Source organism: Myroides odoratimimus, from assembly GCF_038039805.1.
GTDB lineage: Bacteria > Bacteroidota > Bacteroidia > Flavobacteriales > Flavobacteriaceae > Flavobacterium > Flavobacterium odoratimimum_B.
In genome coordinates, this window is record NZ_JBBPHK010000003.1 from 57,146 (window position 1) to 70,561 (window position 13,416).

The window sequence follows — 13,416 nt, forward strand, 5'->3', positions numbered from 1 at the left end:
CTTATGAAAATAGCAGTAGTAATGGGCAGCGTATCGGATATGCCTGTCATGCAAGATGCAATCAATATTATTAAAGAATTCGGTGTAGAAGTAGAAGTGGATATCGTATCTGCTCATAGAACACCTGAGAAACTTGTAGACTTTTCTTCTAATGCTCATAAGCGCGGTATCCATGTGATCATCGCAGGAGCAGGAGGAGCAGCACACTTACCTGGTATGGTAGCTTCAATGTCTCCACTTCCAGTGATCGGAGTACCTGTTAAATCTAGCAACTCTATCGATGGATGGGACAGTGTACTATCTATCTTACAGATGCCTGGTGGTGTACCTGTAGCTACAGTAGCCCTTAATGGTGCAAAAAATGCAGGTCTTCTAGCGATACAGATATTAGGTAGTCAAAATGAAGACCTTCGAAATAAGATGGTAGAATATAAAAATGGATTAAGAGAAGCGGTGCTTAAAGCAGCAACCGAAATAAAAGGTCTTTAGACCTTTTATTTAAATTAAGAATTATAAATTAAAAATTAAGAATCATCACCCTACGGGTGAGGGATGACTCAGCAACTTAAATATAACCGAAATATGGAGTAAGTATATTACTTCATATTTCGGTTATTATTACTTTAAAACCTATAACTACCTTGTTACTTTATGAAGCAAGAAAATATAATACAGACTAAAACCTATGATTTTGCTGTAAGAACCATCCGCCTATATAAACATCTATCTGCGACTAAAAAAGAATATGTACTAAGTAAACAACTTCTTCGCTCTGGCACTTCTATAGGTGCTAATGTTGAAGAAGCCCTTGGTGGACAGACAGAAAAAGACTTCTACGCTAAATTATCTATTGCTTATAAAGAAGCTCGTGAAACTCATTATTGGATTAGATTATTAGCAGACACAGACTTTTTGACTATTCGTGAGAAAAACAGCTTACTTCAGGATTTAGATGAGATTCTAAAAATCATTGGTAGTATCAGAATTACTATACAAAATAAAGAAAGAGTTACACAGAATAAATAGGTATTTAAACTTTCTTAATTTTTAATTCGTAATTTGAAAATCGTAATTAAAGAAACAAGCTGTGTTGACATGCGGTTAATATATCTCTGATGATTCTACTTATAGGAGAGCTATTATTCACTCCGTACATACCTAAATAAGGTAAGTTCTGTATCACCTCATCTCTCCCTTGATACACCACTTCTTTACACAGTTTATCTATAGCATTACACTCTGCTTCTGTTAGCTCAATACCTTCTTGTACTTTATGCCATGTAGTAGATGCTAAATCATAAAAAGCCTCTCTACGCGTGTGATAGGCTGTCTGTAGTTTTACTAACAATTCTGTTTGGAACTGCTCATAAGCACCTCCTTTGATTTTATTAAAATACACCACTACCTCTTGTAGAAAGTGGTATTGCATTCCCAACTGATTCACAGCTAATGTAAACTTCGCAAACGGATAAAATGGAAACTTATAAAGTGGGGTGTCGATAGTACACGCCTCACTTGTGATACTAAAACTTCGTGATTTATGTACGCGTAATTCTTTTACTACAATAGAATGACTCCCTGTAGCTATTAGTCCTAAAGTATCCCAACTGTTCTTAGTTGTTACTTCAGAAGGCAAAAAGAAAAATGACTTATATACAGGTCTACCCTCTACATCATACTGCAATTCCCCATTAACTTCGAGATGGCAATTCGCTGTAAAAACTGTGCAATGGCGTAAGCCTGTTACAATATCCCAAGTCCCATTGATAAGATAATACTCTCCTTCTTCTCTTGCTACTCCACTAACCTTACCACTACCTCCAAAACACACTTCTGTATCCTGAAAGATTTTATTACTTTCAGTAGAATCTAAGAAACCTACAAACATATTAGCACCTGCGCACAGTGTAACTGTCCATCCTATACTCCCATCTATAGTAGCTAACTGCTCTTCTACTCTTAGGGCATCGATAAAGTCTAGTTCTAAGCCATTATATTGTTTAGGCACAAATAGGTTAAATAAGTTGTTTCTATACAGTACTTCTAGTTGTTCTGTTGTTAGATGACCTATTTGTTCTGCTGTATTTATATTGTCTTTAAGTATTTGCACATCGGCATCACTTAGATACTGTTTCATAATATGTTGTTTTGTCAACAACAAAGCTACCGCATTAAAACACTTTAAACAAAAAAGACCTCATCAGTAATACTGATGAGATCTCTTCTATTGACCTATTTTTCTCTATTCTAAACTATCAGGTAACAATAAACTAAACTGACTCGCGGTAAGAATATCTCCTATAATACGGTTCATCTCTGTAGTATAGTCCATCGCTCCCATTCCTAAATAAGGTACAACCTTCAAAACAGCATTACGTCCTTTATAGACAAGACCTTTACACATTTTCTCAATATCAGCAGTAGTCTGCTCTGTTAACTTGCCATTTAGTGCTATTTCATCACTAGATGACTTAGCTAAGCGATAAAAGGCTGCTCTTCTCTCAAGGAATTTCTCTTCATACTGATAGAACAATTCATCTTTAAACTCGAAATATTTATTATACAATTCTCCTGTAAAATACTTCTTTAATTCATCCATAAAATGTTCTTGCATTCCCAAATGATTTGCTGTCAAAGTTAACAATGCAAAGGACATAAAAGGATAGTGATAGGTCTGTTCATTAATTATAGGATGATTACTATCTATCTCAAAGGCTCTATTTACATTCACCCTAAACTCCTTAATACTAACACTATGACTAGCAGTAGCCTTAAGTCCAATAGACTGCCAATCTTCAATAATAGTCACCTCTTTCGGGAAGAAGAAAAACGTTTTAAAATAAGGCGAACCATCTTTCTTATAAAGCAATTCTCCCTTTTCTTCTATATGACAGTTCAAGGTTAATACAGTACAGTGAGGTAATCCTACGATATAATCCCAGGTTCCATTTACGATGTAACCATCTCTATATACCCTAGCAACACCATCTATCTGCCCACTGCCTCCAAAACATACTTTCGGATCTTGGAAAATCATTTTAGCAAGAAAGCTCTCTAAATAACCAACAAACATATTGGCTCCAGCGCACATCGTCACAGTCCATCCGAGACTTCCATCTATTCTAGCCAACTGCTCCTCTACTTGCAAAGCTTCAATCAGACTTACTCCTAACCCACCTAAATATGCAGGCACAAACATATTAAACAACTTATTATCATAGATAACTTGTAATTGCTTATCCGTTAATGTACCTAATCTAATAGCTTCATTTACTTCACTTCTAAGAATATCTAAATCCTTTGCTGATATTTCCATCATAACATATTGATTAATTATCTATTACAACAAACATATTAATTTAAAAATTGATTAATATGTGATTATTCACACCTAGTGCAAAAAACATTCCAATATTATTAACAAGCCATTATTTAAAAAAAACTTACTTTTATAGTATAAAAATAAATTAGAAAATATGTCGGCATTGAACAATCCATTTAACACCGTACATGGTACAGCACCATTTACTCAAATTAAAACGGAAGACTATATACCTGCTTTCCAAAAAGCAATACAAGATACAAAAGCAGAGATAGACGCTATTACTGCTAACGCTACAACACCTACCTTTGAGAATACACTAGAAGCATTAGCTTACTCAGGGATGGAATTAGATGTATTGTCTAATATCTTCTTTAACCTGAACTCAGCTGAGACAAATGATGAGATGCAGAAAATAGCACAAGAAGTAGCTCCAATGCTATCAGCACTAAGCAATGACATCTCCTTAAACGAAGAGTTATTTAAACGCGTAAAAGCAGTTTATGAACAAAAAGAGACACTGAACCTTACTATAGAACAAGAAACCTTATTGACAAAGAATTATAAAAGCTTTGTCCGCAATGGTGCATTGTTATCAGAAGATAAAAAAGAAAGATTAAGAGCAATAGATGCAGAGTTATCTACAACTGCGTTGAAGTTTGGAGAAAACGTATTAGCAGAAACACATAAATTCCAACTGCACATCACAGAGGAAAAAGACTTAGCTGGTCTTCCTGAAGGTGCTGTAGAAGAAGCAAGAGCTTTAGCTGAACAAGAAGGTAAAGAGGGATGGGTATTCACATTAGATTATCCTAGTTATATCCCTTTTATGACCTATGCTGATAATCGTGAATTGCGCAAGGAGATGGCTATTGCTGCTGGTAAGAAAGCCTTCCAAGACAACGAACACAACAATGAAGCTAATGTCTTAAAGATTGTAAACCTACGTCATGAGAGAGCTAATCTACTGGGATATGCTACACATGCTCACTTCGTATTAGAAGAGCGTATGGCACAGAGTCCTGATAAGGTAAATGCTTTCTTAGAGGAGTTATTAGCAAAAGCTAAGCCAGCTGCTGATAAAGAGTTTGCTGAATTAACTGCTTTTGCAAAGAAGGTAGACAACATTGATGTATTGCAAAAATGGGATGGTTCATACTACTCTGAGAAGTTAAAACAAGAGCGCTTTAGCTTAGATGACGAATTACTTAAACCATACTTTCAATTAGAGAATGTATTAGACGGTGCTTACCAAGTAGCCAATAAGTTATACGAATTAGTGTTTACAGAAGTACAGACTATAGAGAAGTACCACGCAGATGTGCGTACATTCGAGGTAACGAATGAGCAAGGAGATTTTATAGCTGTATTCTACACAGACTTCTTCCCACGTAAAGGAAAGAGAAACGGTGCATGGATGACTTCATTCAAAAACCAATATGTCAAAGACGGTATCAATGAAAGACCACATATCTCTATCGTGTGTAACTTCACTAAGTCAACTGCTACTAAGCCTTCATTGCTTACATTTAACGAAGTGACAACGCTATTCCACGAGTTTGGACATGCATTACACGGCATGTTAGCAAACACGACTTATCCATCGTTATCTGGAACTAATGTATATTGGGACTTCGTAGAATTGCCAAGTCAAGTGATGGAGAACTGGTGTTACGAAAAAGAAGCTTTAGAGCTATTCGCTAAACATTACCAAACTGGTGAAACTATCCCTATGGAATTAGTAGCAAAGATCAAAGAGAGTGCGAGCTTCTTAGAGGGGATAGCTACAGTACGTCAGTTGAGCTTCGGTTTATTAGATATGGGATGGCATGGTCAAGACCCTACGGCTATCACAAGTCTAAAAGACTTCGAAACAAAACAATTTGCTTCTACACAACAATATCCTGATGTAAAAGAGAATGCGATGAGTACTTCATTTTCTCATATCTTTCAAGGTGGTTACTCATCTGGATACTACAGCTATAAATGGGCAGAGGTATTAGATGCTGATGCATTCGCATACTTTAAGGCTAATGGCATCTTCAATAAAGAAGTAGCTACTAAGTTTAAAGATTATGTTTTATCTCAAGGGGGAACTGATCACCCAATGACATTATACAAGAAATTCAGAGGTCAAGAACCTACTCCTGATGCTTTATTAAAAAGAGCGGGATTGTTATAGGTTAACGGTGGACGGTTTACAGTTAACAGCTGTAGACCGTTTAGCTGTAGACCATTAAACAACTAAGCCCATTGCAATGCAATGGGCTTAGTTGTTTAATATAGAAGATTATCAATAGTCTGGTTAGTATGTGGTAGACGCAATTTATTGCCGTCTCTACAAAAAACACTCTTCGCTATAGGTATAAGCATCTAGTGTAATAGGTATTTTATTAGCTTCTTTAAGATCGTGTTGTGCCTCATTATAACGCTCTACATCAGCATCTGCTTTAGGATCCTTTATACTCCCTAATATTCCATTGATACGGTCTAACTCGCGTTGTTGATCAGCTTTAAGATATCCTTCTGCTACTTTACATACTTCTTTAAAAGTTTTACCCCCTACCTCTTTTAAGAAAGCTGCATCTGTCTTATCATGATCTATTCCATCATCATCAGTATAGATGACATTCATATTTCCGATGATTTGTATTGCCTTTTGAAGACGCAATTGATCTGCATCTCCTAAAGTTACCATCATCTTATCTTCTGACTCCATGTAGGCATCCATATTGTCTGCGGCTAACTTTAAGTCAGCTGTCTCTGGCTGTACTTGAGGAGTCACGATTTGAGTCTCTTCTACTACTTCAGTTTTCACCTCTTTATCCTTGCAACTAACTGTTAAAAGTGCTAGTGCAAATAATGTAATTCCTACTTTTTTCATACCTACTGATTAATACGACAAATGTAAAAATATACCTAGTAAATATGCAATAGCTATAAACAGCTATTTTACACTCCAAAAAAGAAAAGAGAGATAATCAATACCTCTCCTTTCACCAAAACAAAACCACTATAAAAATATAGTCTCCTTACTTATTATGAAATTTATTATTATGCTAGATCTCCAAACTTCCCAGAGTTAAAGTCATCTACTGCTTGTACCAACTCATCTGTTGTATTCATTACGAATGGTCCATAATGTGCTATTGGTTCATTTAAAGGTTCTCCTGAGATTACTAAGACTACAGCATCTTTAGTAACTTCTACAGTAAACTCTTCTCCTTCTCTCTCCATATGAGCCACATGATCTGTAGCTACTACTGTTCCATTTACTTTTACTTCACCCTCTAATACTAACAATAAAGTAGTATACCCTGAAGGAAAACTAAAACCAGTATTTGTACCTGCTTTAGCTTTTAAATTGTACATGTGAATTGGTGAGAATGTAGAAGCTGTTCCTTTAGTTCCATTATAGTCTCCTGCTATTACTTCAATTACTCCTTCTCCATTAGGCAATGTATATTTTGCCATTTTATCATGTTCTATAGCTTGATATTTAGCAGGACCTTTTTTATCTTCTCTCTTTAAGTTCACCCATAACTGTACCATTTGAAACTCACCACCTGTTTTACTCCATTCTGTTTCATGAAACTCTTTGTGTAAAACTCCTGACGCTGCAGTCATCCATTGTACATCACCTTCTCCTATGATACCTCCTCCTCCACTACTATCTCCATGTTCTACACGTCCTTTATATGCTATTGTAACAGTCTCAAATCCTTTATGTGGGTGTACTCCTACACCTCTTGGGATTTCTGAAGGCCCAAATGTGTATTTAGAATTATAGTCAAACATGATAAACGGATCCATCTGTTGCATATTCATATTAGGCATACTTGGAATAAAGTTGTGCACTCTAAAACCATCTCCTACAAAGTGTGCTGGTTGTGGTTTTACTACTTGTTTAATATTTCTTGTTTTCATATCTCTTTGTTTTTTGTATTACAAATTTACAACCACATCAACCTTTAAACACTTAACCTACAACAAGAAGTATACCTCATAAAAAAGGAGGTTTACCTCAGCAAACCTCCTTCTGTTTATTTATCTAGTTACACTAGTTCTTAATTTCTACTCTGATGCCTTCGCTATGAGCACTCATCTCTGGTGCGTACATACTCTGCATAGTTGTAATACCATTCGAGAATTGACCACTTACATTAGCTCTTAACTCATACTCGAATACATAGCTTCCTTTTCTCAATCTCGATATAAAGAAGTTCGTAGAAGCATCTCTTGTCTCTTCATAATATCCGAACTCTCCTTTCCATCTATACCCTGATAGTACATTCGTAGGTTCAAAGCCACTAGCACGCATATCTTTTAAGTGAACATAATCCATATCCCTATCTGCACTTATCTCTAAACGTACTGTCACTACATCACCTACTTTAATCGGAGACTCTTTAGTGATCTCACGCAGTACTTGACCTTGCTCTGTATTCGCTTTTATATAAAGCTTTTTAGTTAACTTAATACCTGTCGCTGCTGTATTAATAGCATCTAAATCTTCGAAGTACTGCCAGTACATCGCACCATAAGCAATACCAGGAGAGGTCTTACTTACTTCTACAATACCTTTTTTAGCTGTCAACTCTGCTTTAGTCCAACTCTGTTTGATATAACCACTACCCGCCTGAGCATTTGCTTCTGTGTCTATAGGATATCCTCCTACTTTTACTTCAATACCTTGCTCTGCATCTAGCCAAGACCTACCCGTATTTAATAAGGCATATACAGCCTTTGTAGTTGCTTTAGTAGATCTCCATCCAGTAGTTTGTTTATTCTTTAGTAACCAAACTTTCATCTGTTCTATCGCATTAGCGTATTTCTCTTTATTTACCTCGTTGGTAGCTTCTAGAATTGCCACTTGAGTTTCGATAGGAGCCTGATACCATAACCATCCTGCAGTATTATTCTTCCAATACATTCCCATCTCATCAGACTCTACTGCTGTCTCCATAATCCCCTTAACAATACTCTCTGCCTTTTTATCAGAACCAAATCTCTTTGCTATCACAGCTCGTATAGCCTCTTGATAAAGATTATTAGCAGGTTTCTCACTCTCGATACTTTGACGAATAGCAGTTATCATAGGAGAGTATTTCTCATTGATACCGAAATCCCCTATAAAATAACTACGTGCGTATAAATAGTGCGTACCTAAACTAGGAACTTTCCCTTTTACACCAAACTTCACTTGCTCTTCATACTCTCTATATTGTGCTTGATCCATATACTCTATTGCTCTCTTTAGCATCGAAATATAATTCACATCACTTGCCCAAGGAGCATTCATTGCACCTATGCGTTTCAGATTACCAAAACCTTCTACAATAGTTTGTGTAATATAGTTATCTGATTTTCCTCCTTTAAACCAAGAGAATCCTCCATCTTCGTTTTGTTGCTCGATTAACTTATCGATATCTGACTGAAGGTCATATTGCATTTTATTCAAATCAAACAAGACTGCCATACGCTTCATTTGCTCAGCCTCACTTATTGCTTCTCTCACCCATGGCGACTCAGCTAACAGCACGCTCTTCAGCTCTTGATTCTGTTCTAACTTAGAAGACATTTCTCCTTTTACATTCCATTGATCGAAAACAGTCTTAATCTTAGGATTGTCATTTAATATTTTCGTTGCAACAGCATTAGCAAACACTTTACTAAACACTTGCTCAGAACTATCATAAGGATATTCTTGTAAATATGGTAAAGCAAACACAGCATTCCAAATTGGATTAGTCGTTAACTCTAATGTCAATTTATGATTCTGTAGAGTATTACTTCTATTCGCTTCATACTCCTTAAACTTGAATATCTTATTCTGTCCTTCTTTGATATAGATAGGCATCGTCTCTGTTACTAGCATTCTATTAGTCAATACCGGTAGCACAGACTCTTCTCCATCACTATAATTATCTGACACAGCTATTATTCTACAAGAGACTACATCTACGCTATTCGGAACTTCTATATCCCAACTTACAGCACTTGACTCTTCTTTATTGACAGAGAACTCTCCTGTTTTCTCTACTAACAACTCATTCGTATAAGCATTAAACAGTTGAAGAGTAGCTTTACCTTTTCTATTAGCATCAGATAGATTAACTACTTTTGTAGATAAAGTTAATTTATCTCCTTGTCGTAAGAAACGAGGTAAGTTAGGAACTACCATTAACTCTTTTTGAGTTACTACTTCTTTTTCTGCATAGTCACTACGCAAATCCTTAGTATGAGCAAAAGCCATAAACTTCCATTTAGTCAAAGCTTCAGGCATTGTGAACTCGAACTTCACATCACCATTCTCATCTGTCTTTAGCGTAGGGTAAAAGAAAGCTGTCTCTTGTAAGTTTTTACGAATAGTCGGTGCAGGAGCATCTGTTTTTTCTACACTGCTACCACCAGTACTTACATCCTTAGACTCATTTATAATAGCATTTTCTTTTAACTCTTCCTTAAACGCAACAGTAGGAGCTACTATATTTTTAGCCATTGCATCTCCACTCGTAGCACTCACCATACTCATCCCTCTCACTCGCATCGTCCCAGAACCAATTCTTACTTTAGGTTGGAAGTTTAATCCGTAAGTATTAAATACGATTGGTCTATCTATTATAAAATCAGTATAATCTACTGTCTCACTTGCTAATGAATTAAAGTAACTTATTCCCTTGATATTACTAAAATCATACATACTAAACGAAGGTCTGTTGTAATAATGTACAGGAACTTTAAGAGTCGTATTTAGACTATGTGATACGAACTGATCTAAAGAAGCATCATACATAGTAGCTAATATTTCAGATACCACTTGCTCCTTCTCTTTCCCTTTTACTTTTAAAGACCATTTTTCTTTAGCCCCAGGCTCTACCTTGTCTCTAAAAGACTCTATAACTAAAGACAGCTTACTCTCTTCTCCTTTTAGAGTAATGCTAGCCGCATCTTGTGCTGCTATATTATGCTTTAATGCTAATGCATAAACATCTACTACCTTATAACCCTGTTTAATAGGAATATCTATTGACGAACCTCTCTTATTGATCTTCATCACTTTTTGATAAACCTGTTTACCATTTGCTTTTACTTCTACGAATGCATACGTATTATTCTCAGCACTGCGTATCTCTACACTAGCTTTCTCTCCTACTCTGTATACTTTGTCCTCTGCTTTTAATTCTACTAAGACCTTTGAAGACTCTTTTGACTCCTCATTTCTTAATGTAAAGCGTTTCTCTATCTCATTCTTCTCACCATTCTCATATACATATCCTTTGACAATATAAGCACCTGAAGATAATTGTTTAGCCCCCTTAAATACTACCTCTTTTGTATCTGCTGTATTAAATGATGTACTAAACACAGAATTACCTATTCCCCACTGCGCTGTATCTTTCTCATCTCCGTAATCTAAATGAGGGAATAGAGAGATAAACTCATTGTAATCATACAACTTATAATCTCCTTTATCTAAACCAAAATTATCAGAAATACGCTCAGGATTAGGAGCTAATAGAGGGAATATGCTTAACTCTCCTTGAGAAGCATAGTCTATCCCATTTAGGTTCTTCGTACTAATCGTAAACTTACTCAAATCCTTTACTGTAGAAATAAAAGGAAGATTAACAGCTAGCTCTATATTCTTCTCTCCTACTACTACATCTACACTACTGCTATGTGTTTCTCCATTCTGGTCTATTACATCCGCATAGATATAATAAGTAAATGTACGAGGCAGGGTACTTTCTTTTTCTTCTTTAGGCAACGCCTTAAAGCTGATAGTAAACTTTCCTTTCTCATCCGTTATTGTCTCTCCCTGAATCATTGTCTCAGGATTCAGATATCTACTTGGATAATAAGGTCCACATATCCAATAAGGCCATATCTCTTGTCTCTCTACTCTATAAACTACTTTTGCCTTATCTATATTAGCTCCTAAGAAAGCCTTTGCACTTCCTTCTACAGTTACATTCTCGTTTAGTTTATAGATCTCTTTAGGTTTTTCGAACTCTACTTCAAATTTCGGACGTTTATACTCTTCTACTGACAGATGACTCCATCCTACAGTCTCCTCTCCTAGTATAACCTCCACACTATAGTTACCTAATCTACCTACTGATGGTAATACAAACTGTCCATTGACAGAACCAAACTCATTTGTAACTAATTGTTGTGTGGTCAATTCCTTCCCATTAGGGTCATATAGCTTTATAGATACTTGTGCCTTAGCAACTACCTGTTCACTCAGCTTACTCTTTTTAGAAACTATAGATTTAAAATACAGGACTTGTCCTGGTCTATAGATACCTCTATCTGTTAGTACAGTCGCTTTATACTGTACATTATCTTCTATTTCTTCTTGTTTATAACGACTATACACATAAGAAGAATAATATACCTCTTCTCCCTTTATATTAGCATAGAGATATCTATCAGATTTAGCAAAATCAAGATTAGCCTCTCCATTAGAGTCTGTCGTTATCACCGTTTCCCAATAATTACTATTTACTCTCTTCTCATCTTCATTAGCGATGTGAATACTGATATTGCTTAATGGCTTACCTGTTCTTCTATTATAAGCACGTAATTTTCCTTCGTTAATTTCTACAACATTAGGAGTCACATTGACAAGGGTTACTTGTACATCAGACTCCCCTTCTTTAATCTGATCAAAAGGAACATTAGAGAATGCTATAAAATACCTACCTGTATCTAGCGCATTTAACGCTACCACAGTTTTGTGCATTTCATAATCATTAAATGTGCTCAACTGAACTGTATAAGTATCTATAGCAGTATATTCTTTATTTAATCTATTGTATCCTTCTACTCCATTGTGGAAAGGTATATTGTTACTTCTCTTAGAACTATTGTTCTTATACACACGTACATAGATCTTGTCGCCATTCTGATGACCTATACTCAGAGGTATAGCCTGATTATCTAATACATACTTATTGATATTATAAGTGTATTGTTTGCGTTCTGTATACTTCTTCAGTGCACTTAGGTTCTCTGCCGTCTTTGTATTAGGAAATAACTTTAAAGCCTTATCTATTAGAGCTACTAGTTCTACTCCATTTAGATAATTAGCATACCCCTCATACACAAGAGGCTCATTAGGATACGCTGCTAATAGGTTTTCAAACTTCTCTTTGCGATGCTCACTAGATTCTATAGTAGCCGCTAGATACATCTCTATATACACATAGAGCGTAGCATCATTCTTAGCTTTTATATCTTTTAGGATAGCCGCTTTTAACTCTTGCTTTTTTTGTTCTAGCGCTCTACGTTCTTCATCTGACAAATCAAATGAATTATACTGTAGATTATCTAAGTAATTTAAACGCAATGCATCATAAACTGTAAGTTTAGCTCTACTAGCACCTAACTTAGAAGCATTAGAGCTAAACATATCTCCCCAGTTATCGATAGACTCTCCTTGCTCTTTAGCAGCTAGAGAAAGACCACTTTGATAATACTTTTCTATTTCTTTTTTAAACTCATCAGCTGTCCAATAGGCTATACCAGAAGCAGTACTTTGTTCTAATGTTGTTCTATTCCTAAGTTTATATCTATTAGCAGAGTAATACAGCTTAAATATCTCAGCTATATAGGTATCTATAATAGCCTTTGTAGCACCTTTTGCATTTCTTCTTTCTTCAGCGAATTGCTTAATAATGATATTGATATCATACTTATCATCTTCACTTACTAAGATGTTTACTCTTGCCTCATAGAACATCGCTTTTATCATACTAGGATAGTCATTATGCCTTTTAGACAACTTCTTCACTTCCTGTATATTGGGCAACATGCTCTTTACCTCAGCATTCTCTTCTTGTTTCTGAATAATGTTCCACAACTCCTGTATTCTCCCATTCGAACTTTGTCCAAAGCCGATTATCGGAGCAAGAATCATAAGATACAAACCTAACTTCTTCATAGTTTTATAATTGAATCCTTAAAGATAGAGTTTTTATAAATTACTTCTAAAAACTTGTACAGTAAATGATGTAAAATAGTCATTATCCTTTCATTAAATAACACCTAGAGTTCACCTTTTCATGAACGTTTATGTAACTTAT

8 protein-coding genes are annotated in these 13,416 nt (G+C 35.6%); 3 read left to right on the plus strand and 5 right to left on the minus strand.

Annotated features, from left to right (window positions below; all coding sequences use genetic code 11):
• The first annotated feature begins 3 nt into the window (after positions 1–3).
• Complete coding sequence (gene purE / locus AABL85_RS03935; protein WP_341309266.1) at positions 4–489, plus strand: 5-(carboxyamino)imidazole ribonucleotide mutase; 486 nt, start codon at positions 4–6, stop codon at positions 487–489.
• A 162-nt stretch (positions 490–651) separates the two neighbouring features.
• Positions 652–1,026, plus strand: coding sequence for a four helix bundle protein (locus AABL85_RS03940; protein ID WP_286415801.1), 375 nt, complete (start codon positions 652–654; stop codon positions 1,024–1,026).
• Positions 1,027–1,072: 46 nt separating this feature from the next.
• On the opposite strand, the gene AABL85_RS03945 is transcribed toward AABL85_RS03940, so the two are convergent.
• Together AABL85_RS03945 and AABL85_RS03950 are read right to left on the minus strand one after the other, a co-directional pair.
• Complete coding sequence (locus AABL85_RS03945) at positions 1,073–2,137, minus strand: hydroxylase (protein WP_341309267.1); 1,065 nt, start codon at positions 2,135–2,137, stop codon at positions 1,073–1,075.
• Between the two features lie 105 nt (positions 2,138–2,242).
• Positions 2,243–3,319 carry a hydroxylase gene (locus tag AABL85_RS03950; protein WP_341309268.1) on the minus strand — a complete coding sequence of 359 codons (1,077 nt, stop codon included), beginning with the start codon at positions 3,317–3,319 and terminating at the stop codon, positions 2,243–2,245.
• A gap of 157 nt (positions 3,320–3,476) precedes the next feature.
• Between AABL85_RS03950 and AABL85_RS03955 the strand changes: the two genes are divergently transcribed.
• Positions 3,477–5,504, plus strand: a complete 2,028-nt coding sequence (locus AABL85_RS03955; RefSeq protein WP_341309269.1) for a M3 family metallopeptidase — start codon at positions 3,477–3,479, stop codon at positions 5,502–5,504.
• Positions 5,505–5,660: 156 nt separating this feature from the next.
• Here AABL85_RS03955 and AABL85_RS03960 read toward each other — a convergent pair whose 3' ends face one another.
• The 3 genes from AABL85_RS03960 to AABL85_RS03970 all read right to left on the minus strand — a co-directional run bounded on the left by AABL85_RS03960 (position 5,661) and on the right by AABL85_RS03970 (position 13,274).
• Entirely contained in the window at positions 5,661–6,206 is a 546-nt protein-coding gene (locus tag AABL85_RS03960; protein WP_341309270.1) for a hypothetical protein, read from the minus strand.
• A gap of 170 nt (positions 6,207–6,376) precedes the next feature.
• Positions 6,377–7,249 carry a pirin family protein gene (locus AABL85_RS03965; RefSeq protein WP_341309271.1) on the minus strand — a complete coding sequence of 291 codons (873 nt, stop codon included), beginning with the start codon at positions 7,247–7,249 and terminating at the stop codon, positions 6,377–6,379.
• Between the two features lie 133 nt (positions 7,250–7,382).
• On the minus strand, positions 7,383–13,274 hold the full coding sequence (locus AABL85_RS03970) for an alpha-2-macroglobulin family protein (protein WP_341309272.1): 5,892 nt from the start codon (positions 13,272–13,274) through the stop codon (positions 7,383–7,385).
• Positions 13,275–13,416: the final 142 nt, after the last annotated feature.

What these genes read in the sequence shown, in the direction of transcription:
- purE (WP_341309266.1), top strand. Translation starts at nt 4, where the DNA reads ATGAAAATAGCAGTAGTAATGGGCAGCGTATCGGATATGCCTGTCATG.
- AABL85_RS03940 (WP_286415801.1), top strand. Translation starts at nt 652, where the DNA reads ATGAAGCAAGAAAATATAATACAGACTAAAACCTATGATTTTGCTGTA.
- AABL85_RS03945 (WP_341309267.1), bottom strand. Translation starts at nt 2,137, where the DNA reads ATGAAACAGTATCTAAGTGATGCCGATGTGCAAATACTTAAAGACAAT.
- AABL85_RS03950 (WP_341309268.1), bottom strand. Translation starts at nt 3,319, where the DNA reads ATGATGGAAATATCAGCAAAGGATTTAGATATTCTTAGAAGTGAAGTA.
- AABL85_RS03955 (WP_341309269.1), top strand. Translation starts at nt 3,477, where the DNA reads ATGTCGGCATTGAACAATCCATTTAACACCGTACATGGTACAGCACCA.
- AABL85_RS03960 (WP_341309270.1), bottom strand. Translation starts at nt 6,206, where the DNA reads ATGAAAAAAGTAGGAATTACATTATTTGCACTAGCACTTTTAACAGTT.
- AABL85_RS03965 (WP_341309271.1), bottom strand. Translation starts at nt 7,249, where the DNA reads ATGAAAACAAGAAATATTAAACAAGTAGTAAAACCACAACCAGCACAC.
- AABL85_RS03970 (WP_341309272.1), bottom strand. Translation starts at nt 13,274, where the DNA reads ATGAAGAAGTTAGGTTTGTATCTTATGATTCTTGCTCCGATAATCGGC.